Origin of the sequence: Leifsonia sp. (assembly GCF_051955155.1) — a bacterium.
GTDB lineage: Bacteria > Actinomycetota > Actinomycetes > Actinomycetales > Microbacteriaceae > Leifsonia.
Genome location: NZ_JBQCGZ010000029.1, coordinates 1 through 22,572 on the forward strand (window position 1 = coordinate 1; position 22,572 = coordinate 22,572).

The following is a 22,572-nucleotide window of genomic DNA, read 5'->3' on the forward strand; positions in this document are numbered from 1 at the left end:
GATCACCCGTCCGCTGACGCTCCTGCGCAGCGTTTCGATCGATTCGCTCATGTCTTCTCCTCAGTCCCTGTCGGGCGCGCGGTTCGCACGCGCACTGAAGAGAAGACGTCTCAGCGTCCCCGGATGTGACAGATCCGGCGCAACGGACGCGAGAAGGGCGCGGCGGCCGGCGGCCTGACCGGGGGAGGTCGTCGCCGTCGGGGCGCCGCGGGCCGGGGGGGGGTGGCCGCGGGGGGGCCCCCGCGGCCCTGTCGAGATGAGGATACGACGGCCGCTGCGGCGGCACAATAGCTGCGAGTACGCAACTTCTCGGGCCGCCGAAGCGGTCGGCGTCACTTCAGAGCGGCGATGATCCTCCCCACGTCCGGAGTGCCCCAGCCGGTCGGGCGGTCCCAGCCCGCGGTGGCGGAGTAGCCGCCGGTGTAGGTCGGGGTGGCGTTGCTGCCCTGGGTGACGTCGAACAGGATGCCGCTCGCCGCCCAGCCCTGCGCGTAGTGGGAGACGTTGCCGACCGTGTGGCCGACGGCCTGGATGGCGTCCGCCGTCAGCGCAGCCCACTGCGGCGAGCCCGCCGAGGTGCCTCCGAAGTAGTAGAAGCCGTTCGCGTCACCGCCCAGGAAGCCGAGGTAGGTGAGCACCCCGGTGTAGACGCTGGCGTTGTACGCGACGTCGGAGCCGCCCTTGGGCAGGAACAGGCTCGGGGCGCCACCGGTCTCCCCCACGACGCCGAACGCGCACGTGAGCGGGCAGTCGGCGTAGTCGCCCCACACCGTGTCGTGCGGCGCGTTCAGGCCGCTACCGGCCCAGACGTTGGTACCGCCGACGGCCGTCACGTTCGGGTCGGACGCGGGGAAGCCGAAGTTCGGGTACCCGGCGCCGTTGTCGGAGCCGTCGTCGCCCGAGGAGGCGAACAGCGACATCCCGGCCGCCGCCGCCTTGGCGAACGACTTCTGCGCCTGGGTGGTCTGCCCGTTGTTGGCGTGCGGGGAGGCGATCAGGTAGTCGGCCTCGCCGTAGCTCATCGACAGCACGTTGCCGAGCCGGTTGTCCACCGCGTACCGCACGGCGTTGTCGATGGATGCGCCGTGGTCGTTTGCCGCGATGACGAGCGCGATGTTCGCGCCGGGCGCCACCGCGTGCGCCCACTGCACATCGAGCGAGGTCTCCTCCGCCCAGCCGGTCTGCGTCCCCCGGCCGTTCCAGGTGGGCTTGCCGCCCGGGTAGTAGACCGTCAGGTGCGGCGCCGGCAGCCCGAAGGTCTGCGAGAACGTCGCGAGGTCGGAGGCGACGGTCGGGCTGCCGAACGCGTCGACGATGACGACGGTCTGGCCGGTGCCGGCGGGCACGCCGCCGATGGTCGCGGGAATGTCGTACGCCGCGCGGATGGTCTCCGGCGTCTGGCAGGCCACGCGCCCTCCGGTCTGGGCGAGGCAGTCGGCCGGTGTGAACGACGGCGTCAGCGCGCTCGTGGCGAGCGCCGCCTTCTCCACGATGGGGTGCACCGTGTAGATCCCGCTGGTGTCGGGGGCCGTCGCGGCCGTGGCCGGTGCACCCGCTCCGATCGCGAGGGCGGCGGTCCCCGCGATGGCGAGGGCGAGTGAGACGAGCGATGTGCGTTTCATGGTGCTCCCTAGTCCCGCCGTCGCTCCGTCGCGACGGCACAGCGGCACGGTACGCCGGAGCCCGCTGCGGCGAGAAGAGAGCGGGAGGGGCGGTGGCCGCTGTCTGAACGCTTTCGCAGACTCGGGATCGGGACTCTTGACGCTCGCCTCCTTGACTCCTACATTATCGATTACTCACAATCGATAGGAGCAACGATGCTCGATTCTGCACGCGTGCGCCGCCGACGCGGCGCCATCACCGCGGTCGTCACGGCGGCCGCCGCCCTCTCCCTGGTCACGACGGCCTCCCCCGGACTCGCGGCACCGCTTCCGGCGGACGCGACCGGGACCAGCTACTACGTGTCGGCGGATGGTCCGGCGGGCGCCGACGGACGATCCCCCGACACCGCGTTCCGTACCATCCAGCAGTGCGCCGACGTCGCCCAGCCGGGCGACACCTGCCTGATCGGCTCCGGCACCTACCGCGAGACCGTGACGCCCGCGCGCTCCGGCACCGCGGACGCACCGATCGTGTTCCGGGCGGCGCCCGGGGCGAAGGTGGTGGTCAGCGGGGCCGAGCGCCTGACCGGCTTCACCCCCGTCGGGCAGAACGACCTGGCTGCCGTCGTCGCGGCCGACCCGTTCGCGGCGGACTCCCTGTTCAGCCGGGCCGTCGCCGACCGCAAGATCTTCAGCGTCCCCGCCGACCGCGGGCCGGCCGGCGCCGAGGCGCAGGTCTTCACGGACGGCGCGATGGACATCGAGGCCTCCTACCCGTTCCCGGGGACGGACCTGCTCGACCCGGTGGTCGAGCGCGCCAAGGCCGGATCCGCCGGCGCCACCATCGTCGACCCGGCGCTCACCCGCCCCGCCGGCTACTGGAACGGCGCCCGCGCCCTGACCTCCTACTGGTACATCACCACCACCGGGACGGTCGCGAGCTCGGCCGTCGGCTCGGTCACCCTGACCACGGCGCCGGTGTGCGTGCACAAGGTCGTCCCGACCGACACCTGGTACCGGCTCTCCGGCAAGATCGGCGAGCTCGGCCACCCCGGCTCCTACTTCTACGACGCCCAGGCGAAGCGGCTGTACGTCTACAGCGACGACAACCCGAACCGGCACCGCATCGAGGCCAAGGCGCGCGACCTCGCGTTCGACCTGACCTCCGCCAGCCACGTCCGGGTCGAGGGCGTCGGGCTGTTCGCCTCGACCATCCGCACCGGCGACACCAGCACCGGCGTGACCCTGGACGGCATCGACGGCCGCTACCTCAGCCACTACTGGGACGTCACCCGCGGCACCACGAACTGCGGCGAGAACGTCACGCGCGGCGTCGCCGACACCGGGATCGTGCTGAAGGGCACCGGGAACACCATCCGGAACAGCACGCTGCGCTTCAGCGCGGGCAACGGGGTCTCGCTCGGCGGCTACGGCAACACCGCCGTCGACAACGCGATCTCAAACGTCGACTACGCGGGCACCTACGCCGCCGGCGTCGCCGTCCAGGGCCACAGCCAGACCGTGATGCACAACACCATGCAGCGCTCGGGTCGCAGCGGCATCAACCTGCAGTGGAACGGCGTGGCCGGCACCACCACCGGCCCGGATCGGATCGCGTATAACGACATCTCCGGGTACGCGACCCTGAGCCTGGACACCGCCGCCATCTACTCCTGCTGCTCCGCGCGCATGGAGGGCACCCGCATCGACCACAACGTGCTGCACGACCCCAACCCGCGCCCGGGCGGCGTCTATCCGTTCGGGATGTCCGGGATCTATGCCGACAACGGCATGAGCGACCTGCAGATCGACAACAACGTCGGCTGGGGCAACCCGGAGGGCACGGTCGAGCTCAACGGGCTCGGCTCCGGGTCGCACGACAACGCGGTCTACAACAACACCGGCGGCATGACGCTGTTCTACGTGCGCGAGCCCGGTCAGTCGACCGGCACGAAGATCTACAACAACATCGGCCCGATCAAGGGGATCGACCGCGCTACCGAGGGCGGGCTCGTGCTGTCCAACAACCTCCTCGACGGCGACCCGCTGTTCGTGGATGCGGCGGCGCACGACTACCGCCTCCAGGCCGGATCGCCCGCACGCAACGCGGCCATCCCGCTGCCGGGGGTGAACGACGGCTCGACCGATCCCGTCCCGAGCCTGGGCGCATTCCAGTACGGCGCGCCCGCGTGGCAGGCCGGGGTCCGGCCCTAGCCGCTGAGGCGAGGAACGAGGGCCGCTCCGCACGCGGGGCGGCCCTCGTTGCGTGCGCGGCGGCACGGCCGCCCACCGATTATCGATTATGCTGGAACGATCGCGCGCGAGGGCGGGCGGCGAGAGGATGACATGACGCAACGACTGGTATTCGCCGGCGACTCCATCACCGACGCGGGGCGCGACCGCTCCGACGACGGCTCGTACGGCGACGGCTACGTCTCCCTGATCGTCGATGCGCTCGGCGGCGACGCGACGGTGATCAACCGCGGCATCGCCGGCGACCGCGCCGTCGACCTGGAGCGCCGCTGGACGGAGGACGTGCTCGCGGCCCGGCCGGACATCCTCACCGTGTACGTCGGCGTGAACGACATGTGGAGGCGCTTCGACAGCGACGACCCCACCCCGGTCGCCGCCTACGAGGCGACCTACCGCCGGCTGCTCGACGCGGTGGACGGCGCCCGGCTGATCCTGATCGAGCCGTTCTTCCTTCCGCTGAGCGACGACCAGGGCGCGTGGACCGAGGACCTCGACGAGAAGCGCGCTGCCGTCGCCCGCATCGCGCAGGACGCCGACGCCCGGCTGGTGCCCCTGCAGGAGCGGATGAGCGCCGCGGCGGCTGAGCACGGCGTCGCCGCGATCGCGCCGGACGGCGTCCACCCGACCCCCGCAGGGTCGCGGCTGATCGCCGACGCCTGGCTCGAGGCGTACGCGTCCGTGACCTCCGGCGCCGCGGAGGCGGCGGAGGCGGCGCGATGACCGACCACCTCGGCTCGCTCTCGGAGCTCAAGCGCGGCCTGCTCTCCGACCAAATCTACGAGCTGATGAAGACGATGATCAAGGACGGCACGCTGGCTCCCGGCGAGCAGCTGGTCGAGTCGCAGCTCGCCAAGCGGATGCAGGTGAGCCAGGCCCCCGTCCGCGACGCGCTCAAGCAGCTCGCCCACGAGGGCCTGGTCTCGCACGTGCGGCACCTGGGCAACTTCGTCGCCAGCTACTCCGACGAGGAGGTGGCGCAGGCGCGCTTCGCCCGCGCCGAGCTGGAGGCGATCGCCGGACGGCTGGCCTGCGGCAGGCTCACACCGGAGGCCAGGGAGCAGCTGAGCGGCCTGATCGACCGGATGCACGAGGCGGCGGACAGCAAGGATCTCGGCGCGTTCCGCGAGTTCGACTTCGTGTTCCACCGCAGCGTGATCGAGGCGGGCGGCAACAGCTACCTGCCGCGCTGGTGGGACATCATCGAGCCGGGCCTGCGCTCGATGCACGTGCTCGGCGACCCGGCGTTCGAGGGCGACTGGCACGAGGTCGCCGACTGGCACCGGAGCCTGCTCGACCTGCTCGACGGCGACGACCCGGACGCGGCCGCGGCGCTGTTCCGCGCGCACGCGGCGGGGACGCTGCTCGGGCCGGACGCGGACGACGCCGGGGCGGCTCAGAGCCGGTAGAGTTCCCGCGCCGTCCCGCCCCAGAACGCCGCCGCCTCCCCGCCGGAGAGCGGCGGCAGCGCGGCGGCGACTCGTCCGACCAGCTCCGGGTACGGCGCGACCCGCGCCGACATCGGCCAGTCGCTGCCGAACAGCAGCCGGTGGATGCCGAACGCGTCGACGGCCGTGTCCACGATCTTCCGCAGCCGCGTGCCGTCCGGATCGCCGGCGGTCACGATCCCCGAGACCTTGGCCGCGGCGTTGGCGGACGCAGCGACAGCACGCAGCCCGCGCTCCCACGCCGCATCCGGGTCGCCTGCGCCCAGGCCGAGATGGCAGAGCACGAACCGGGTGCGCGGGTGCCGGGCGGCGACGACCGCGACGGCCTCCAGCTGCTCGGCCCTGACCAGGAACTCGACCACCCCGTCTGCCGCCCCGACGCGCGCGCAGGCCTCGTCCAGTCCGGCCACGTCCGCGAGGTCGGCCCGCCGGCCGGGCACGGCGACGCGGATCCCGCGCGCGGCGCTCCCGACGAGCGAGACGGCCCAGCCCTCCGCGTCCTCCGGGTCGAACTGGACGACCGCACCGGCCAGCAGCGTCTCGCGCATCCCGGTGAGCCACAGTGCCTCCGCGCGACTGCCCCCGGCCTGCACCGCGATCGCGCCCGCCAGCGGGCCCGGGTCCGTGGCCGAGGCGAGCGCGGAGGCCGCCGCGGCGAGGTCACCGAGCCGGACGGCCTCCGGCAGGCCGAGCTCGGGCCGGAACCAGGGCAGCTCGATGCGGTCGAGCTCCCAGAGGTGGATGTGCGCGTCGAGCAGGCCGGTCATCCCGGGACCCGTGCGCCGGCGTCCTCCAGCTCGGCCCACAGCCCCTCGGGGATGTCCGCCGTCTCCGCGGCGGCGAACGCCGCCACCTCCTCCGGCGTGCGCGCGCCGACGACGACGGCCTCCACCGGCTCACGTCGCAGCGGGTAACGCGCGGCGACGGTCGGCAGCTCGACGCCGGCGGCCAGGCACAGCTCGCGCAGCCGCAGCGCCCTGGCGCGCAGCTCCGGGGACGCCTCCCGGTAGTCGAAGTAGGGCGCGCCGACCGGGTCGGCGAGGATGCCCGAGTTGTAGACGCCGGCGGCGATCACGCCGACGCCGCGCTCGCGCGCCGCCGGGAGCAGCTCCGCCTCCGCGGTGCGGTCGAGCAGGGTCGTCCTGCCCGCGACCATCACGACGTCGAGGTCGGTCTCGCGCACGAACCGGGTCAGCGGCTCCGGCCAGACCATGCCGACGCCGACGGCACGGACGACGCCCTGCTCCCGCAGCCGGAGCAGCGCGGGGATCACCCCCCGCAGCGCGGCGTCCACGTCGGCGGGGTCGTGCAGGTAGAGCAGGTCGATGCGATCGGTGCCGAGCCGGAGCAGGCTGCCCTCGACGCTGCGCAGGACACCGTCGGCGGTCAGGTCGCCGACGGTGTCCCGTCCGATGCCGCCGGAAGGGACGTCCTCCCCCGCGGCGTCGACGATGCGCCGCCCGACCTTGGTCGCGATCACGAGGGTGTCGCGGTCCACGTCGCGCAGCGCCCGGCCCAGCCGCCGCTCGCTCGCGCCCGCGCCGTAATGCGGCGCGGTGTCGAAGAAGCGGATGCCGTGCTCGAGCGCCGCCGTGACGGTCGCGTCGGCGTCCTCGTCCGCCACCGGGCGGTAGAGGTTGCCGATCGGCGCGCAGCCCAGCCCGAACGCGGTCGAGGCGCCCGGTGTCGGGGTCAGAGGGCGAAGGCCTGCGCGGAACGCCACGCCTCGTACTCCTCTCGCGTGTCCGGGGTGAGCGGGTAGTAGTCGCTGAGCCGGGCGCCGTCGTCGAGGCGGCGCCTGCTGAACGTCTCCCAGTCCTCGTGGTCGCGTGCGGCCTCGATCACCTGGCCGGCCATCGCCTGCGGCACGATCACCGGGCCGTCGTCGTCGGCGATCACCACGTCGCCCGGCATGCAGAGGGCGCCGCCGACCGCGACGGGGACGTCGTAGCCCCACGGGAACAGCTCGGTCTGCGATGCGTAGTGCGGCGTCGTCCCCGTCGACCAGACCGGGATGCCGAGCTCGCGGATGCGGCCGGCGTCCCTGATCCGGCCGTCCACGACGATCCCGACCCCGCCCTTGCGTTTGAAGTAGCGCGCCAGGATGTCGCCGATGCAGCCGGAGAACCGGCTGCCGTACGCCTGGATGACGAGGACGTCGCCCGGCTGCACCTGCTCCAGCACCGCCCAGAGCGCGGTGTGCCGCTCGACGTACTCCTGGCCGAGCCCGGACGCGAGGTCCTCGCGCTGCGGCATGAACTGCAGGGTGATCGCGGAGCCGACGACGCGCTGCCCCGGGGTGAGCGGGACCGGGCCGTCGACGTACGAGCGGCTGATGCCCATCCCGTGCAGCTTGGCGCACGCCGTGGCCGACGACACCGTGTCGAGACCAGCGATCGTGTCCTGGTCCGGCCGCCGGTACGCGTCGCCGCGCACGGGCAGGGCGAAATCGGGATGCGGGAGGGCGCCTGAGGCGTCGGTCATGGTCACTCCTTCGAGTAGGCGGTCTGGGCGATGGCCGGTGCGCCGCGGTGGCGGGCCGGCGTGGCTGCGGGGGCGGTGACGAGCACCAGGTCGATGCGGTGCGCGGGCGGCAGGACGACCTCGACGCCGTCGGCGTCGGTGTCCAGCAGCGCGTGCCCCGGCCGGCCCTGCGTCGCGGCGTACGCCGTGGTCGGGCCCGGGTAGTCCGCACCGTCAGCCGTGCCGAAGCCGACGGCGGCGAGGAGCGCGCGGCCGAACCGGGACGGGCGCACCACGACCGTCCTGGTGTGCCGCTGCGAGGTGTTGACCAGCTGCAGTTCGATGCGGTCGCGCTCCAGCCCCGTCACGAGCGCCGCGACGTCCTCGGGCAGGCCGGGGCGACCGCGGCCGGCGTCCTCGTACTCGACGGCGGCGAACGGAAGGCCGCCGTTGTAGAGCACCTGCGGCGCGCCGGAGACCAGCTGGGTGAGCACCTCGGTGACCACCGGGTTCACGCGCTGCCAGAAGTGCAGGTGCACGGTGGCGGGATCGCTGTCGTCGGCGTCGATCATGGCGACGCGCCGGGCGACCTGGCCGAGCGCCATCGAGAGCGCGCGCTCCGGGTAGTCGGGGAGGGCGCCGTCCAGGAAGTCGAGCCAGGGCGCCTCGTGCCCGGCCTCCGCCTTGTCGCGGAACGGCTTCACCGGCTCGTCGGTTGCCGGCAGGCCGTCGCGCACCCGCCGGAGCCGGTCGCGGTCCGCCTCGCTGCGCGACCACCACCACAGCCAGGTCGGCAGCTCGAGCGGCATCGGGGCGTAGTCGAACCAGCCGTGCCGTCCGTACCGGTGCGGGACCAGCAGCGCCGGCGCGGCGGCGTCGGCGCCGAGCCGGGCAAGCCAGCCGCCGCGCAGGCTGTACGGCGTCTCGGCGACCGGGGCGACGATCGCCTCGGCGAGCACGGCGTCCAGCACCGCCCGCGCGGTGTCGAGGTGCCGGTCGTCGCCCGTGACCAGGGCCGCGCTCAGCCCGGAGACGACGGTGGCCATCCCGATGGACGGGAGGCCGTGCGGCCAGGTCCAGCCGTAGTGGCCGCCGAACCAGCGGCCGTCGTGCAGCCCGCCGACCGTGCCGTCCGGTGCGACGCTGTCCGGGATCAGGCCGCCGTTCGCGCGGGCCCGCTCCTCCCAGCCGCCGACGTAGCGCTCGATCCAGGCGGCGGACGCGTCGTCGCCGTCGTAGAGCCAGCGGTTGGCGACGAGGCTGGTCGCGGCGAGGTTCACGACGACGTCGCCGGCGGCGGCGCGCTGCATCGCCTCCCCCATCGCGCGCGCGTTGGCCGGATCGGCGAGGTCGCTCCAGCGCTCGATGCCGGGGACGTACTCCAGCGGCAGCCCGTAGCGCTCCATCTCGGCCAGGCCGGCCGAATACGGCTGCACGACGTCGTTCAGGCCGGGCCGCGGGCCGAGGGCGCCGTTGTGCGGGGCGCGGATGATGTTGTGCTCCGGGTCGTAGTTGCCGCGGGCCGGGTCGGTGTAGAGCTCGGCGAAGCGGCGCGCCCGCGCGGCGAACTCCGGGTCGGCGGGGTCGGCCGCGCAGATGCCGTAGAAGAACAGCAGCGACTCGCCCTGGTGGAACCAGTCGTAGCCGTTCTCGTACTCGTCGGTCAGCATCCTTGCGTCTTGCAGCTGTGCCGTCACGCCCCTCCAGTGCCGTTTGGCCGCGGCGAGCACCTCGTCGCTCCCCCCGAGCAGGTAGAAGGCCGGCCAGTTGAAGAACGGCTCGTAGAGGTCGTCGACGCCGTCGCGGTCGGTGAAGACGGCGGGGAAGCGCACGCCCCCGTCCTCGCGCGTGTAGCGCTCGGCGAACAGCCGCCAGGCGTCCTCGATCTCCGCGAACAGCCGGCGCTGCAGGACGGCCCAGGCGGGGATCGCGCTCGCGGGGACTCCGGTGATGGTCTGCACGGTGCTCAGCCCTTCGTCGCCCCGGCGACCAGGCCGCCGATGATGTGCCGCTGCATGATGATGAAGAAGATCACGATCGGCGCGATGGCCAGCAGCAGCGTCGGGAAGACGACCGTGTAGTCCGTCGAGAACTCGCCGACCGCCGCGTACACGCCGGTCGTGACCGTGTAGATGCCGGAACCGGGGCCGAGGATGATCTGCGGGCTCACGAAGTCGTTCCAGACGCCGATCGAGTTGAGCACGACGACGGTCGCCACGACCGGCCGCATGATCGGGAACACGCACGACCAGAAGATCCGGATGCGCCCGGCGCCGTCCAGCGCCGCCGCCTCGTCGATGTCGCGAGGGACTGTGCGCAAGTAGGCGCTGAACAGGAAGATCGTCACCGGAAGCGTCGCGGCCGTCTCGAACAGGATGAACCCCGGGATGGTGTTGATCAGCCCGAGCACGCGCAGCACGAACACGACCGGGATCAGCGTCACCTGGCCCGGGATGAAGAGGCCGGAGACGAACAGCAGCAGCAGCGCCATGTGCCACTTCTTCCGGCCGCGGGCGATGACGTACGCGACCGGCGCCGAGAGCAGGATGCAGAACAGGTTCACCAGCGCAACGAACAGCAGGGTGACGCCGTAGGCCGCGATCACGTTGAACTTGGAGCTGGTGATCGCGTTCCAGAGGTATTCAAACGTGAACGAGCCCGCGGAGATCTCCAGCGGGTGCCGGATGATCTCGTCCTGCGGCTTGAACGCGCTGATCACGAGCACGTACAGCGGCACCAGCATGACCAGGGAGATCGCGCCGAGCACGATCCAGCGCACGGTCGCGGCCAGCGGCGACCGGCCGTCCCGCGCCGGTCCGCCCGGGCGGCGGCGGGGAGTGCGCTGCCTGTCGTCCAGGGGATCGGCGAGCAGCGCCTCCGCGCCGAGGTTCGGGGTGTCCTGGAGGGGCGTCGTCATCAGTCGGTCACCTTCCGCTCTGCGCCCCTGCGGGCGAATGTGACGGCCAGGCCGATCGCCGCGGTGACGATCAGCAGCACGACCGACTGGGCGGCGCCGAGGCCGAGCTTCGACTGCGCGAACGAGTCCTTGAGGATCTGGTAGACGATCGTCTGCGTCGACCCGGCCGGCCCGCCGTCCGTCAGCGCGAGCACCACGTCGTAGACCTTGAGCAGCCCGACCAGCGTCAGCACCAGGTTCACGGTCACGACCGGCGCGATCATCGGCACCGTGATGCTGCGGAACTGCTGCCAGCGGCCGGCGCCGTCCACCGTCGCCGCCTCGTAGTACTCGCTCGGCACCGACTTGATGCCGGCGATGTAGAGGATCATGTTGAAGCCGAAGTGCGCCCACACGATCGTCAGGATCACCGTCGCCTTGGCGAAGCCGACGTCGGTGAGGAACGGCACCGGCCCGATCCCGACCGCGCCGAGCAGACCGTTCACCGCGCCGTGCGGGGACAGCAGCGCCGACCACAGGAACCCGATGATCAGGGCGCTGATGATGTACGGGTAGAAGAAGATCGTGCGCAGCACGGTGTTCGCGCGGCCGGCTCCCGAGATGAGCGCGGCGAGGGCGAGCCCGATGCCGTTGCACAGGATGGTGCCGACCACCGCGATCACGGCGGTGTAGACGACGGCGTCGATGGTGCGCGGGTTGCGGAAGGCGAACCGGTAGTTCTCGAAGCCGATGAAGTCGAAGCGCAGGCTGTAGCCGTTCCAGTCGGTGAGGCTCAGCACGAACGCCAGGATCATCGGCACGATGAACATCGCGATGAAGACGAGCACCGCCGGTCCCGCCATGACGAGTCCGGCCAGCCGGTCGCCGAGGTCCGCCCGTCGTCGCCGTGCACGTCGCGCGGCGTCGGGGACGGGGGCGAGCGGCGGCCTGGACACCGTGTTGTCGATCATCATGGCGGGACCTCACTCAGTTGGCGTTGGCGGCGAACCAGGCGTCCATGGCCTTGTTCACGTCGGCCGCGGAGGTGCCGCCCAGAAGCGCCTGCGTCTGGGCGTTGATCTCGGTCGAGTAGCCGTCGGGGAGGGTGCGCTGGCCGTAGCCCTGACCGGTCGGCGTGTACGAGGCGTCCGGGGTGTCGGCCACGATCTTCAGCAGCTCCTTGCCGAGGTCGTCCATGTCGTACTCGTAGCCGGCACGGTAGTTGCCGTCGACCTTCAGCTGGTCGAGGATCGCCGCCTTGTCGGTCACCAGGTACTCGACGAGCTTCGCGGCGGCGTCGACGTGCTTGGCGTCCTTCATGATCACGTAGGGGCTCGCGATGTTCGCGCCCATCGCCGGCTTGTCCACGCCTTCGAAGGCCGGGGCGCGGAAGACGCCGATCTTCGCCGGGTCCTTCGCCGCGGCCTCGCTCGCGACGAACCAGCTGCCCATCGGGTAGAGCGCGGACTTGCCCGCGAGGAAGTTCTGCTCGGCGTCCGGGTACTTGATGCCGAGGGCGTCGTCGTTGACGTAGCCCTTCGCGATCCAGTCGGCGTAGGTCTTCACCGCGTCGCCGTAGGTCTTGCTGAAGGTCAGCGAGCCCTTCGTCATCTTGGCGTACCAGTCCGGGTGCTCCGCGATCACGGTCGGCAGGCCGACGGTCTGCAGGGCGTAGCTGGACATCCAGTCGCCGCCGGTCTGGATCGGGGTCCAGCCCGCCTTCTTGAGCTTGGCGAGGTCGTCGGAGAACTCCTCGACCGTGGTCGGCGTCTCGCTGATGCCGGCGGCGGCGAACGCGTCCTTGTTGTAGAACCAGAGGCTCTGCAGCTGCATGCCGATGCCGGCCATGTAGTTCTTGCCGTCGATCTTGTACTGGTCGGCGAGGGGGCCCTTGGAGGCCCAGTCGTACTTGGAGAGGTCGACCAGCTCGGGGGCGAGCGTCGTGGTCGGCGGAAGCGACTCGACGACGTCGGGCGCGTCCCCGGCCGCCAGCAGCCGCGGCACGGCGGCCGCGACGCCCTCCGCGCCGGGGTTCTGGATGACGACGTCGATGTCGGGATGCGCCTTCTCGAACGGGGCGACGAGGGAGTTCCACCACTCCTCGGTGAGGTTGGGAGTGACGTTGACGAGCAGGCTGACCTTCGCCTTCCCGCCTCCCGCGTCCGAACCGCCGGCGGCGCAGCCGCTCAGCGCGAGACCGACGGCCGCGAGGGCGCCGACCGCGATCATGATTCGTCGTCTGTCGATCATCGTTGATCCTCTCGTGTGCGCGGCCTCCGTGGCACGCGTCTCACACCATAATCGATAATCGGTTATGCCGCAAACGACGCTGCTCCCGCCGCGCCGACATTTGGCACAAATGTCGGCCTGCGCGCGCCCCGAGCACACATTTGGCACAAATGTCGGCCGGATGCGGCAGGCGGACATTTGGCACAAATGTCGGCCTGCACGCGGCCCGAGCACACATTTGGCACAAATGTCGGAGGAGCGGGCCGGTTCAGGCGGACGGGTCGATGTCCTCGACCACGATGGAGAGGGCGGGCGTGACGAAGAGCTCGACCTCGCGCGCCTCGGTGGCGAACGAGACGAAGCCCCCGCCGTCGCGGGCGGCGGCGACGATCCGCCGCTCCAGCTCGTCGACGTCGCCGAGCGGCACGAACCGCTCGCCGTCGACGATCAGAACCCGTCTGCGCATCCGATCCCCCTCCGCGGCACACCGTACGCCCGTCGGGGCGGGACGCTCAGGCCGGCAGCGCGGTCCCGTCCGCCTCCCGGGTCGCGCCGGGCCACACGTACGGCAGGTCGTCGGGGACGCCGGGGAACAGCGGCCCGTAGAACCCGGCGTCCTTGCGCACCAGGTTCGACCGGTGGCTGCGGTGGAAGTCCGGGTCCCCGATCCACGGCGGCAGCTCCAGCTCCTCCTGCGCGACCCCCTCCACCTCGGGCGCGAACAGCAGCACCTGCGGCCGCACGGTGTCGGCGTGCCCGAGCTCGATCCAGGCGTCCGCCGACTCGAGCGCGTAGCGCGTCAGCGCCGGGACGTAGCCGCGCCACATCTTCGCGACCGGGTGGTTGCGCCAGCCGTACCCGGGAACCGTGATCGCGCGCAGCACCTGCAGCGCCTCCACCCGCTGCTTGCCGAGCCGGGCGCGGTCGAGCACGCGCACGCTCTCGGCGAAGGACGGGTAGGGCAGGAAGGTCTGCACGCCGCACAGGGTACGCGCGGGGCGCTACGCTCCCCCGCCGCCCGCGCGCCGCTCGGCCAGCACCGCCGCCTGGCGGGCGTGCACGTCGGCGACGAACTCCCAGCCGGGCCGCGCCTCCGGCCCGATCCGCGGGTCGTCCGGCTCCGCGCCGTCGGCCAGCGCCCGCACGTACGCGCGGTCCAGCTCGACGCGCGAGCGCAGATCGCCGGCTCCCCCGACCGAGCCGTGCCCGGGGATGACCGTGTCCACGCCCGCCGCCGCGTTCTCGAGCAGGTCGAGGGCGTCCGCGTAGTCCGCGAGCGGGTCGGCGGCGTCGCGCAGGTCGAGCATCGGGACGAAGACGTCCGAGAGCATGTCGCCCGCCACGAGCACGCCGACGTTCTCGATCAGCAGCGCCGCGTGCCCGGCGGTGTGCGCGCGGTGCTCGACGATGCGCACCCGCGGACCGTCCCAGGGAAGCTCCTCGGCATCCTGGGGCAGCCCGGTCACGTCACCCAGCAGCTCGAACGGCACGTCCTCGGGGATGCCGAAGCGCGCCCGGTCGATGGCGCTGGCGAGCCGCGCCCGCGCCGTGCTCGCACCGAGCGCCGTCGCCCACCGCGGCGGAGCGCCCAGCGCCGGATGCCAGAGCAGGTGGTCCCAGTGCGGATGCGTCGAGAACGCGGCCACCACCTCCCGGTCGGCAGCGCGGAGGTCGTCCGCCAGGCACTCCAGCTCGGTCTCGTGCACGCCAGCGTCGATCACGAGCACACCGCGGGAACCCTCCACGACCACCGCGTTGCTCTGGCAGAACGTGCTCTCGTGCACCACAACGCCGTCCGCTACTCGCCTCAGCACGAGGCCAGCGTAGTGCGGCGGCGCGGGATGCTCTACCGCCGAGCGGCAGGGTGACAGGGCGGCGGCGGCCGGTCCCCGCGCGCCCCGCCCCGGCGTACACTCCCGGCAATGACGGCACGCAAGCTCATCCTGATCCGGCACGGCGAGAGCACGGCGAACGTCGCGGCGGCCGAGGCGGAGGCTGCGGGCGCGGAGGCGATCGCCGTCCCCGCGCGCGACGCCGACGTGCCGCTCTCGGCCCTCGGCCGGCAGCAGGCGGAGGCATTGCGTCCGCGCCTCGCGGCCGAGCTCTCCGAGCTCGCGGGGGTCGGCGGTGCGCCCGTCCTGCTGTGCTCGCCCTATCTGCGGGCGGTGGAGACGGCCAGGCTCGCGCTCGGCGCGGAGGCCGCCGTCACGATCGACGAGCGGCTGCGGGACCGGGAGCTCGGCATCCTGGACGCGCTGACCGCCCGCGGGGTCGAGGCGCGGCTGCCGCAGGAGGCGGCTCGGAGGCGCTGGCTCGGCAAGTTCTACTACCGGCCGCCGGGCGGGGAGGCGTGGACGGATGTCGCGCTGCGGCTGCGGTCGTTCCTGCGCGACCTGACGGCGGGGCCGGGCGGTTCCGCGGTCCTCTTCACCCACGACGCGGTGGTCAGCCTGTTCCTCTACGTGCTGCTCGGCTGGAGCGAGCGGGAGCTGGACGAGTTCCTGCGGAACCGGACGGTGGCGAACGCGTCGGTCACGACGCTGGAGCGGGAGGACGACGACGGAGGCGGTGCCGGCGCCGCGTGGCGCATCGGCGTCTTCGCGGACGTCGAGCACCTGAGCGAGCTCGGCGTCCCGCGCACCGAGCACCCGGGGGCGGCCCGTGTCTCGAACTGATCGGCGGGTCGAGACGGTCGACGGCGCCCTCCTGCGCGGCTGGCCGCTTCCCGCGCCCGGAGACTCGAAGCGGTCGCGCGGCCAGCTCGTCGTGATCGGCGGCGCGCGCCGCTCCCCGGGGGCCGCCCTGCTCGCCGGTCGCGCCGCGCTGCGGGTCGGCGCCGGCCGGCTCACGCTCGGTATCGGCGCCTCCGCCGCGACCGCGAGCGCCGTCGCGTTCCCCGAGTCCGGCGTCGTCCCGCTCGCGGAGAGCAGGGCGGGCTCGGTGCTCGCGCGTTCGCTGCCCGGACTGGCGGCGGACGTGCGGGAGGCGGACGCCGTCCTCCTCGGTCCGGGCCTGGACGACATCGGCGAGTGCGCCGGGATGCTGCGCCGGCTCCCCCGGCTGCTGCGCCGCGACGCGGTCCTGGTGCTCGACGCCTACGCCCTGGCCGCCGTCGCCGGCCGGCCCCGCCTGCTGCGCGGAACCAGGGGCATCCTGACCCCGAACCCGATCGAGGCGGAGCACCTGCTCGGCCACCCCATCGACGACCCCGCCGACGCCGCGCTGCGGATCGCCCGCCGCTACGACGCCGTCGTCTCCTGCCAGGGCGCCGTCGCCGGTTCCGACGGCCGCGTGCTCCGGATCCCGGACGGCGGCCCCGTGCTCGGCACCTCCGGCAGCGGCGACGCCCTCGCCGGCGCGATCGCGGGCCTCGCCGCGCGCGGCTGCACCCCGCTGCAGGCGGCAACATGGGGCACGTTCCTGCACGGCGCGGCCGGCGACACGCTCGCCCGGGAGATCGCGCCGCTCGGTGTCCTCGCCGGCGAGATCGCCGACCGCCTCGCCGCCGAGCTGGCGGCGGTGGAGGCGGGCTGAGGGTCTAGACGCAGCCCGGCCCCGGTGCGACCATGCTCGGGTGTCCATCGCCGATCAGCAGACCGTGCGCGTCCTGTCGGGCCGTTTCGTCCTCGAGCGCGCCGCGGACGCCAGGGACGCCGCCGACATCCTCGCCGCGGTGAACGGCCCGGACGGCGGAGCGGTCATGCGCCGCGTGGACGAGGCCGAGGACCCGGCGGACGCCTGGGCCGCCCTTTGGAACGGCGACGCCGCCCACCCGCCGGACGCCACCGGCATGCTCGCGGCCATCGTCGCCCCGCTGGCGGCCGGCGCCGTGCCGGTCTGGGTCGCGGCGAGCTTCGACGGCGACATCGTGCTCGTCCCCGCCGCCCGCCTGGACGAGGTCACCCGGCTGCTGGCAGAGGCGGGGCATCGCGTGGAGGGCTGACCGGTTGCCGGAATGAAGGCCGGGGATCAGACAGGCTGGCGGTCCTGACTCGAACGAACCTGCTGAATGAGATCGGCAAGAGGCTTGGAAGCGACTGCTGGTGAATCGAGAACCTGCTCGATCTGATTCACTTCGAGAGGCGTGAGCTTGAGAAGCGCCGCCTGAAGAAGGATGGCGCGCGCATTCTCGAGCGCGGGGCCAAGGATGAACGACGTCAAGTCCTGCTGCTGCAACTCCGCGGCATCGCGAAGAAGGTCGCGCGCCTCTTCTGACAGGCGAATATTGATTCGCTCGGTTTTCATTGTCGATCCTTTGCTTGTCGCCTCCCAATCGTACGTACCCGGTACGCACAGAGCAAGCCGCGTGGAGTCAGTCGATCGAGTCGAAAGTGGCGCGGAGTGTCTTTACTGTCATGAAGAGCCGCAACGGGTGGTCCTCCAGAGACGTGAATCCCATCTTCCGATAGAAGGCACACACCTCGGATGAGAGAGCGTCGACGAGGACCACCTCGAACCCGACGAGTTTCGACGCCTCGAGGAAACTCGTCAGGGCGTGCACCAGGAGCACGCGCCCGAGACCGCGTCCTTGCTCGGTTCGATCGACGCCGAGTTGTGCAAGAAGCACGGCCGGTTTCGGGTACCGGCTCTTGCCTATCCCGAAGGCTTCGGCGACCTCGTCCCTCCCCATCTGGGTGACTACCGATGCATAGAATCCCGCGACGGAACGGCCTCGGACGGCGAGGAAGGTCCGCGGAGCGCCCACACGATCGGAGCGACCAGCCTGCGTCGCGAACCAGGCATCGACCGATACCTGGCCGCACGCGAACGTCGAGCGATCGATGGTCGGATCGAACGGGATGATCCTGATCGGCTCGGAGCCCTCCGGCTCCGCGTCATCGCGGTTGCTCAAGAACCCTCCTACCGTGCAGTGGAACCAGCGGGCTCTCTCCGCTGCTCATCATTCTGCACGACGCCTATGACACCTCGGGGCATCGCGTGGAGGGCTGACCGGACCCCTTCTCACGCCCCCGCAGGCAGATTCTCGCTGTACGGAACCCGCAGCCTCTCGGCGAAGCGGCCGAACAGGGCTGCGTCGCCCTCCAGCTGCACGACGCCGGTCGCGACGGCGGTGTCCGGGTCGCGCTCGCCGGCGAGCACGTCGCGGATCTGCGGGCCCGCCGCGATGATCAGGTCCGGGTCCTCTGCCGGGCCGGGGCCGACCGTGATCCTGCCGTCGCGCATGACGACGTGCGCCTCCACCGGGCCGACGCGCACGCTGTACCTGGTGTCCCAGTCCGCGGGGACGACCGCGTCTCCGGCCGCCACCCGCAGCGCCGCGGTGATGGATGCCGTGGTGACCGTCTCGCCCTCGCGCGGCGTCCGCATCCCGCCCGCTCCCCAGCGCGAGAGCGCGTCCAGGGCCGGCGTGAGCTCCTCGCCGCGGGGCGTGAGGCGGTAGACGACGGCGCGCTCGGTGCCGGTAGGCGCGACGCGCGCGACGACGCCCTCGTCCTCCAGCTCCTTCAGGCGCGTGGCCAGCGTGTTCGTGGGGATGCCGGGGAGGCCGGCGACCAGGTCCGAGTAGCGCTGCTGGCCGACGCTCAGGTCGCGCAGGATCAGCAGCGTCCAGCGCTGCCCGACGATCTCGGCCGCGCGTGCGAGACCGCAGAACTGGCCGTAGTGCTGGTTCGTCATGAATCTCACTGTAGCACTTGACTTCATTAATTGCAGTGTGCTTTATTTTTTGCAGTAGCCAGAACGACGACGTAGGGAGCGACCATGACCGACACGATCGACCGCACCGGCATCGACCCGGGTGCGGACCGGCCCGACGGCCCATCGGCCGGCCTCACCTCCCGCGACCGCACGGCCCTCGGGCTCCTGCTCGCCGCCGTCTTCGTCGTCTTCCTCAACGAGACGATGATGGCCGTCGCCCTCCCGCGCATCCAGGAGTCGCTGCACATCGACGCGACCCAGGGCCAGTGGCTGACCACGGCGTTCGCGCTGACGATGGCCGTCGTCATCCCGATCACCGGCTGGCTGATGCAGCGGCTGCGCACGCGCACCGTGTTCACGGTCGCGATGTCGAGCTTCGTGATCGGGACCGCGGTCGCCGCGCTGTCTCCGGTCTTCGGGATGCTCGTCGCCGGCCGGGTCATCCAGGCGGTCGGCACCGCCATCATGATGCCGCTGATGATGACGACGGTCATGACGGTCGTCCCGGTTCAGGAGCGCGGCCGCATCATGGGCCGCGTCTCGATCGTCATGTCGGTCGCGCCGGCCGTCGGGCCGATCGTCTCCGGCGCGCTCATCCAGGTGCTGCCGTGGCAGGGCCTGTTCTGGGTGATGCTCCCGATCGGCGTCGCGATGCTGGCGGTGGGCGTGCGTCGCGTGCCGAACGTGTCGGAGACCCGCCGGGTGCCGCTGGACACGCTGTCCGTCGTGCTCTCGGCACTCGCGTTCTCCGCGCTCGTCTTCGGCCTCAGCCAGATCGGCGCGGCCGCGGTCGGCGAGGCGGCGGTGCAGCCCTGGATCCCCGTGGCGGCCGGACTCGTGACGCTCGGCTTCTTCGGCTGGCGGCAGGCCGTGCTGCAGCGCACGGACTCGGCGCTGCTGGACCTGCGGACGTTCCGCTCGCGCGACTTCGCGGTCTCGGTCGCCATGATGACGGCGGCGATGGTCGCCCTCTTCGGCGCCTTCATCGTGCTGCCGCAGTTCGCGCGCTACACGCTCGGCCTCGACCCGATCTGGGTGGGCGCGATCCTGCTGCCCGGCGGCCTGCTGATGGGACTCGCCGGGCCGACCGTCGGCCGCCTGTACGACCGCTTCGGCCCGCGCCCGCTGGTCATCCCCGGCGCGTTCGGGCTGGCGATCGCGCTCTGGACGCTCGCGTTCGGGCTCGGCGTCGGCTCGTCGTGGGTCGTCCTGCTCGGCGCCCACGTGCTGCTGATGCTCTCGCTCGCGTTCCTGTTCACGCCCGCGTTCAGCGCCTCGCTCGGCTCGCTGCCGCCTCAGCTCTACTCGCACGGCAGCGCCACCATCGCGACGCTGCAGCAGGTGGCGGGCGCGGCAGGGACCGCGATCTTCGTCGCGCTCTACGCCACCGGCGTCGCCTCGACCGGGAACGCCGACCCGGACCTCCCGTCCGCCGGCGCCGCGGCCGCCGGTTCGCACCTGGCCTTCCTGGCCGGCGGCATCCTGTCGATCGTGGTGATCGCCCTCGCCCTGCTCGTCCGGACGCCGGCGGCCGCACCGGCGGAGACCGACGGTCCGGTGCCCGTGGAGCACTGAGCGCGGTATCGTCGCGTCATGTGCCGGAACATCCGTTGCCTTCACAACTTCGAGCCGCCGACGACCGATGACGAGGTGCGCGAGGCCGCCCTCCAGTTCGTCCGCAAGGTCAGCGGCTCCACGCGTCCGTCCCGCGCCAACGCCGCCGCGTTCGAGCAGGCGATCGACGAGATCGCCGAGGCGACACGGCGGATGCTCGACCAGCTGGTGACGAACGCCCCGCCGAAGAGCCGCGAGGCCGAGGCGATCAAGGGCAGGGAGCGGCACGAGAAGCGCATGGAGCGCGAGGTGAGGATCCGCACCGCGTCGGCGTGACGCGCGGAGGAGGGAGGCCGTCGTGAGCAGGTCCGCCGTCTACCTGAGCTACCGCGACGCCGCGGCGGCGATCCGCTGGCTGGAGGCACTGGGCTTCGGCGTCCTCGTCCAGCAGCGCGACGACGGCGGACGGGTCGTGCACGCCGAGCTGGTCAGGGACGACCTGGTGGTCATGCTGGGCGACGACGACTCCGATTTCGGGATCCCCGCGCTCTCCGGCGCCTCGACCGGAGTCGGCGTCTACCTGGTGACCGACGACGTGGACGGCCTCTTCGCGACCGCGCTCGCCACCGGCGGCTCCGCGGTCCTGGCGCCGGAGGACACGGGATGGGGCGGCCGCCGGGCGCGCGTGCTCGACCCGGAGGGCCGCGAGTGGAGCGTCGGGACGTATCAGCCGGGGTCGACGCCGGCCGACTGACCGTACCCGGCCGTCACCAGCCACGCGCGCATGGTGTCCCGGCTGCGGCTGAGGCAGCGGATGCGCTCCTCCACCCCGGCCAGCTCGCCCGCGATCTCGGCCGCGACCGTCCTCGTGCACTGCGCTGCCGTCTCCGTGCCGCGCACGCCCTCCATGTCGAGAAGCATCCGGATGAGCCGCGTCGTCATGCCCGCACCGAGCAGGCCCCGGATCCGCTCGACGGTCTCGACCTCCGCCTCGGCGTAGTCGCGGTAGCCGTTCGCGGACCGCGCGGACGCGAGCAGCCCCTGCTCCTCGTAGTACCGCAGCAGCCGCGTCGCGACGCCGGTCCGCCGTGAGAGCTCCCCGATCCGCATGCGTTCCGACCTCCCGCTTGACCTTCACATCGATGTCAATGTTTACGGTACGGACATGACCTCGTCCACCGCAACCGTCCCCTCGCCCCCGACCCGCCGCCGCAGCACTCCCCTGCTGTTCGCGCTGGGGCTCGCGCTGTTCGCGTCCGTCAGCACCGAACTGCTCCCGCCCGCGCTCCTGCTCGGGATGTCCGGGACGCTCGGGGTCGACGCGGCCGCGGTCGGAACCCTGGTCACGGTGTGGGCGGTGACGATCGTGGTCGGGACCGTCCCCGCCGTGCGGCTGACCCGCCGCGTTCCCCGCCGGGCGCTGCTCACCGGGTCGCTGCTGCTGTTCGCCGCGGCGACGCTGGTGGTCGCGCTCGTCCCGTCGTTCGCCGTCGTCGTGGCGGCCAGGGTCGTCTCCGCCCTCGCCGCCGCCGTCTCCTGGTCGGCGGTCTTCGCGTACGTTCCGCGGCTGGTCCCCGAGCAGCGGCTCGGGCGGGCGATGGCGATCGTGCTCGGCGGCGGGACGCTCGCGTCCGTCCTCGGCGTCCCGATCGGCGCCGCCCTCGCGGCCGCGGGCGGCTGGCAGTGGGCGTTCGCCGGCGCTGCCGCGCTGCTCGTCGTCTCGGTGCTGGTGCTCGCACGGGGCCTGCCGCGAGTGGATGCCGCGGACGCGGAGGCGCGCTCCGGCCGCCGCATCGACGGCAGCGCCCTCCCGGTGGGCGTGCTTCTCGGCGCCGGGGCCCTGCTCCTGACCGGGTACATGGCCGTCTTCGCCTACATCGTCCCGGTGCTCGGCGCCTCCGGCGTCCCACCGGTGGGCGCGAGCCCGGTGCTGCTGGCGGCGGGGATCGCCGGCGCGGTCGCGCTCGCGATCGGCGGCGCTGTCGGCGACCGCTTCCCGGCCGCCACCCTGCTGGGCTTGGTCGCGGCCGTCGCGGTCGGCGCGGTGCTGCTGGCCGCCGCGCCGGTCGCGGGTGCGGCGGGCTCGGGTGCGGCGTCGGGCGTCGCCATCGCGGGGGCGATCGCGCTCGGCTTCGGGATCGGCGGCCTGCCTCCCGTGTTCCAGGCCCGAATCGCGCGGACCGCCTCCCCCGCGTTCCGGGACCTCGCCGTGAGCCTGTTCGTCGTGGTCCTCAACGTCGGGATCGCCGCCGGCTCCGCTCTCGGCGCCGGGATCCTGCGCACGGGGGACGTCGCCCGTCTCCCGCTCGCCGCCGCGGGCCTCGCGACCGCGGCGCTCATCCTGTTCGCCGCGACCCTGGCCGTCCTCGCCCGCCGCCACCCGTCGCCCGCTCCGGACCCCGCCCCCGACACGCCGGCCGGAACCCCGTGACTCCGGACGACCGAACGACCAACCGACCGAGGGAACGCCCAG

Annotated in this window: 25 protein-coding genes; 10 read left to right on the top strand and 15 right to left on the bottom strand. The window is 72.5% G+C overall.

Translation table 11 applies throughout. From position 1 onward, the window contains the following. Window positions 1-332: 332 nt before the first annotated feature. Complete coding sequence (locus ACTHMF_RS02640; protein WP_440316188.1) at window positions 333-1,622, bottom strand: S53 family peptidase; 1,290 nt, start codon at window positions 1,620-1,622, stop codon at window positions 333-335. 195 nt (window positions 1,623-1,817) lie between these two features. On the opposite strand from ACTHMF_RS02640, the gene ACTHMF_RS02645 reads away from it, so the two are divergent. From ACTHMF_RS02645 to ACTHMF_RS02655, 3 genes are all read left to right on the top strand, one after another. Next, entirely contained in the window at window positions 1,818-3,815 is a 1,998-nt protein-coding gene (locus tag ACTHMF_RS02645; RefSeq protein WP_440316189.1) for a right-handed parallel beta-helix repeat-containing protein, read from the top strand. A gap of 132 nt (window positions 3,816-3,947) precedes the next feature. Next, window positions 3,948-4,574, top strand: coding sequence for an SGNH/GDSL hydrolase family protein (locus ACTHMF_RS02650; RefSeq protein ID WP_440316190.1), 627 nt, complete (start codon window positions 3,948-3,950; stop codon window positions 4,572-4,574). After that, entirely contained in the window at window positions 4,571-5,260 is a 690-nt protein-coding gene (locus ACTHMF_RS02655; RefSeq protein ID WP_440316191.1) for a GntR family transcriptional regulator, read from the top strand. The genes ACTHMF_RS02650 and ACTHMF_RS02655 overlap by 4 nt, the downstream gene beginning before the upstream one ends. On the opposite strand, the gene ACTHMF_RS02660 is transcribed toward ACTHMF_RS02655, so the two are convergent. The 10 genes from ACTHMF_RS02660 to ACTHMF_RS02705 all read right to left on the bottom strand — a co-directional run bounded on the left by ACTHMF_RS02660 (window position 5,248) and on the right by ACTHMF_RS02705 (window position 14,701). Beyond that, on the bottom strand, window positions 5,248-6,066 hold the full coding sequence (locus ACTHMF_RS02660; protein WP_440316192.1) for an amidohydrolase family protein: 819 nt from the start codon (window positions 6,064-6,066) through the stop codon (window positions 5,248-5,250). The two genes, ACTHMF_RS02655 and ACTHMF_RS02660, sit on opposite strands and share 13 nt — an antisense overlap. After that, the gene (locus tag ACTHMF_RS02665) at window positions 6,063-7,022 is read right to left on the bottom strand and encodes an aldo/keto reductase (RefSeq protein WP_440316193.1); all 960 of its coding nucleotides are present in this window, start codon (window positions 7,020-7,022) and stop codon (window positions 6,063-6,065) included. Before ACTHMF_RS02665 ends, ACTHMF_RS02660 begins: the two co-directional genes overlap by 4 nt. Next, entirely contained in the window at window positions 6,992-7,783 is a 792-nt protein-coding gene (locus ACTHMF_RS02670; RefSeq protein WP_314148349.1) for a ribonuclease activity regulator RraA, read from the bottom strand. The genes ACTHMF_RS02665 and ACTHMF_RS02670 overlap by 31 nt, the downstream gene beginning before the upstream one ends. A 2-nt stretch (window positions 7,784-7,785) precedes the next feature. Then, the gene (locus ACTHMF_RS02675) at window positions 7,786-9,723 is read right to left on the bottom strand and encodes a hypothetical protein (RefSeq protein WP_440316194.1); all 1,938 of its coding nucleotides are present in this window, start codon (window positions 9,721-9,723) and stop codon (window positions 7,786-7,788) included. A gap of 5 nt (window positions 9,724-9,728) precedes the next feature. After that, window positions 9,729-10,679 (bottom strand): carbohydrate ABC transporter permease, encoded by a 951-nt coding sequence (locus ACTHMF_RS02680; protein WP_314148351.1) that lies wholly within the window; start codon window positions 10,677-10,679, stop codon window positions 9,729-9,731. Next, window positions 10,679-11,632: a carbohydrate ABC transporter permease gene (locus ACTHMF_RS02685; RefSeq protein ID WP_314148352.1), complete on the bottom strand. Its 954-nt coding sequence runs from the start codon at window positions 11,630-11,632 to the stop codon at window positions 10,679-10,681. Before ACTHMF_RS02685 ends, ACTHMF_RS02680 begins: the two co-directional genes overlap by 1 nt. A 13-nt stretch (window positions 11,633-11,645) precedes the next feature. Then, the gene (locus tag ACTHMF_RS02690; protein ID WP_440316195.1) at window positions 11,646-12,908 is read right to left on the bottom strand and encodes an ABC transporter substrate-binding protein; all 1,263 of its coding nucleotides are present in this window, start codon (window positions 12,906-12,908) and stop codon (window positions 11,646-11,648) included. Between the two features lie 247 nt (window positions 12,909-13,155). Continuing rightward, window positions 13,156-13,353: a hypothetical protein gene (locus ACTHMF_RS02695; protein ID WP_314148354.1), complete on the bottom strand. Its 198-nt coding sequence runs from the start codon at window positions 13,351-13,353 to the stop codon at window positions 13,156-13,158. Window positions 13,354-13,399: 46 nt separating this feature from the next. After that, window positions 13,400-13,864 (bottom strand): MSMEG_6728 family protein, encoded by a 465-nt coding sequence (locus tag ACTHMF_RS02700; protein ID WP_440316196.1) that lies wholly within the window; start codon window positions 13,862-13,864, stop codon window positions 13,400-13,402. A gap of 24 nt (window positions 13,865-13,888) precedes the next feature. Further along, window positions 13,889-14,701: an MBL fold metallo-hydrolase gene (locus ACTHMF_RS02705; protein ID WP_440316197.1), complete on the bottom strand. Its 813-nt coding sequence runs from the start codon at window positions 14,699-14,701 to the stop codon at window positions 13,889-13,891. Window positions 14,702-14,809: 108 nt separating this feature from the next. On the opposite strand from ACTHMF_RS02705, the gene ACTHMF_RS02710 reads away from it, so the two are divergent. The 3 genes from ACTHMF_RS02710 to ACTHMF_RS02720 are packed head-to-tail and all read left to right on the top strand — an operon-like array spanning window position 14,810 to window position 16,830. Next, window positions 14,810-15,562, top strand: a complete 753-nt coding sequence (locus ACTHMF_RS02710; protein WP_314148357.1) for a histidine phosphatase family protein — start codon at window positions 14,810-14,812, stop codon at window positions 15,560-15,562. After that, entirely contained in the window at window positions 15,549-16,421 is an 873-nt protein-coding gene (locus tag ACTHMF_RS02715) for an ADP-dependent NAD(P)H-hydrate dehydratase (RefSeq protein ID WP_440316198.1), read from the top strand. Before ACTHMF_RS02710 ends, ACTHMF_RS02715 begins: the two co-directional genes overlap by 14 nt. Before the next feature lie 40 nt (window positions 16,422-16,461). Further along, the gene (locus ACTHMF_RS02720) at window positions 16,462-16,830 is read left to right on the top strand and encodes an ACT domain-containing protein (protein WP_440316199.1); all 369 of its coding nucleotides are present in this window, start codon (window positions 16,462-16,464) and stop codon (window positions 16,828-16,830) included. 26 nt (window positions 16,831-16,856) lie between these two features. Here the strand turns inward: ACTHMF_RS02720 and ACTHMF_RS02725 are convergent, their stop codons facing one another. From ACTHMF_RS02725 to ACTHMF_RS02735, 3 genes are all read right to left on the bottom strand, one after another. Then, window positions 16,857-17,132 (bottom strand): type II toxin-antitoxin system TacA family antitoxin, encoded by a 276-nt coding sequence (locus ACTHMF_RS02725; protein WP_314148360.1) that lies wholly within the window; start codon window positions 17,130-17,132, stop codon window positions 16,857-16,859. Window positions 17,133-17,199: 67 nt separating this feature from the next. Beyond that, window positions 17,200-17,739: a GNAT family N-acetyltransferase gene (locus tag ACTHMF_RS02730; RefSeq protein ID WP_440316200.1), complete on the bottom strand. Its 540-nt coding sequence runs from the start codon at window positions 17,737-17,739 to the stop codon at window positions 17,200-17,202. A 110-nt stretch (window positions 17,740-17,849) separates the two neighbouring features. After that, window positions 17,850-18,524, bottom strand: a complete 675-nt coding sequence (locus tag ACTHMF_RS02735; RefSeq protein ID WP_440316201.1) for a winged helix-turn-helix transcriptional regulator — start codon at window positions 18,522-18,524, stop codon at window positions 17,850-17,852. An 84-nt stretch (window positions 18,525-18,608) separates the two neighbouring features. Here ACTHMF_RS02735 and ACTHMF_RS02740 point away from each other — a divergent pair, with 84 nt between their 5' ends. Genes ACTHMF_RS02740 through ACTHMF_RS02750 form a run of 3 tightly spaced genes read left to right on the top strand, consistent with a single transcriptional unit; the run spans window position 18,609 to window position 20,853 of the window. Then, the gene (locus ACTHMF_RS02740) at window positions 18,609-20,120 is read left to right on the top strand and encodes a DHA2 family efflux MFS transporter permease subunit (protein WP_314148363.1); all 1,512 of its coding nucleotides are present in this window, start codon (window positions 18,609-18,611) and stop codon (window positions 20,118-20,120) included. Between the two features lie 18 nt (window positions 20,121-20,138). Then, window positions 20,139-20,435 (top strand): DUF2277 domain-containing protein, encoded by a 297-nt coding sequence (locus ACTHMF_RS02745; RefSeq protein ID WP_314148364.1) that lies wholly within the window; start codon window positions 20,139-20,141, stop codon window positions 20,433-20,435. A 22-nt stretch (window positions 20,436-20,457) separates the two neighbouring features. Next, window positions 20,458-20,853 carry a VOC family protein gene (locus ACTHMF_RS02750; RefSeq protein ID WP_440316202.1) on the top strand — a complete coding sequence of 132 codons (396 nt, stop codon included), beginning with the start codon at window positions 20,458-20,460 and terminating at the stop codon, window positions 20,851-20,853. On the opposite strand, the gene ACTHMF_RS02755 is transcribed toward ACTHMF_RS02750, so the two are convergent. Next, window positions 20,826-21,209 carry a MerR family transcriptional regulator gene (locus ACTHMF_RS02755; RefSeq protein ID WP_440316203.1) on the bottom strand — a complete coding sequence of 128 codons (384 nt, stop codon included), beginning with the start codon at window positions 21,207-21,209 and terminating at the stop codon, window positions 20,826-20,828. The two genes, ACTHMF_RS02750 and ACTHMF_RS02755, sit on opposite strands and share 28 nt — an antisense overlap. 55 nt (window positions 21,210-21,264) lie before the next feature. On the opposite strand from ACTHMF_RS02755, the gene ACTHMF_RS02760 reads away from it, so the two are divergent. Next, a complete protein-coding gene (locus ACTHMF_RS02760; protein WP_440316204.1) occupies window positions 21,265-22,530 on the top strand; it encodes an MFS transporter in 1,266 nt (421 codons plus the stop codon). The last annotated feature ends 42 nt before the right edge of the window (window positions 22,531-22,572 follow it).

Excerpts from the sequence above, each read along its gene's own strand:
- ACTHMF_RS02640 (WP_440316188.1), bottom strand. The coding sequence starts at position 1,622 with ATGAAACGCACATCGCTCGTCTCACTCGCCCTCGCCATCGCGGGGACC.
- ACTHMF_RS02645 (WP_440316189.1), top strand. The coding sequence starts at position 1,818 with ATGCTCGATTCTGCACGCGTGCGCCGCCGACGCGGCGCCATCACCGCG.
- ACTHMF_RS02650 (WP_440316190.1), top strand. The coding sequence starts at position 3,948 with ATGACGCAACGACTGGTATTCGCCGGCGACTCCATCACCGACGCGGGG.
- ACTHMF_RS02655 (WP_440316191.1), top strand. The coding sequence starts at position 4,571 with ATGACCGACCACCTCGGCTCGCTCTCGGAGCTCAAGCGCGGCCTGCTC.
- ACTHMF_RS02660 (WP_440316192.1), bottom strand. The coding sequence starts at position 6,066 with ATGACCGGCCTGCTCGACGCGCACATCCACCTCTGGGAGCTCGACCGC.
- ACTHMF_RS02670 (WP_314148349.1), bottom strand. The coding sequence starts at position 7,783 with ATGACCGACGCCTCAGGCGCCCTCCCGCATCCCGATTTCGCCCTGCCC.
- ACTHMF_RS02680 (WP_314148351.1), bottom strand. The coding sequence starts at position 10,679 with ATGACGACGCCCCTCCAGGACACCCCGAACCTCGGCGCGGAGGCGCTG.
- ACTHMF_RS02685 (WP_314148352.1), bottom strand. The coding sequence starts at position 11,632 with ATGATGATCGACAACACGGTGTCCAGGCCGCCGCTCGCCCCCGTCCCC.
- ACTHMF_RS02690 (WP_440316195.1), bottom strand. The coding sequence starts at position 12,908 with ATGATCGACAGACGACGAATCATGATCGCGGTCGGCGCCCTCGCGGCC.
- ACTHMF_RS02695 (WP_314148354.1), bottom strand. The coding sequence starts at position 13,353 with ATGCGCAGACGGGTTCTGATCGTCGACGGCGAGCGGTTCGTGCCGCTC.
- ACTHMF_RS02710 (WP_314148357.1), top strand. The coding sequence starts at position 14,810 with ATGACGGCACGCAAGCTCATCCTGATCCGGCACGGCGAGAGCACGGCG.
- ACTHMF_RS02725 (WP_314148360.1), bottom strand. The coding sequence starts at position 17,132 with ATGAAAACCGAGCGAATCAATATTCGCCTGTCAGAAGAGGCGCGCGAC.
- ACTHMF_RS02735 (WP_440316201.1), bottom strand. The coding sequence starts at position 18,524 with ATGACGAACCAGCACTACGGCCAGTTCTGCGGTCTCGCACGCGCGGCC.
- ACTHMF_RS02740 (WP_314148363.1), top strand. The coding sequence starts at position 18,609 with ATGACCGACACGATCGACCGCACCGGCATCGACCCGGGTGCGGACCGG.
- ACTHMF_RS02745 (WP_314148364.1), top strand. The coding sequence starts at position 20,139 with ATGTGCCGGAACATCCGTTGCCTTCACAACTTCGAGCCGCCGACGACC.
- ACTHMF_RS02755 (WP_440316203.1), bottom strand. The coding sequence starts at position 21,209 with ATGCGGATCGGGGAGCTCTCACGGCGGACCGGCGTCGCGACGCGGCTG.
- ACTHMF_RS02760 (WP_440316204.1), top strand. The coding sequence starts at position 21,265 with ATGACCTCGTCCACCGCAACCGTCCCCTCGCCCCCGACCCGCCGCCGC.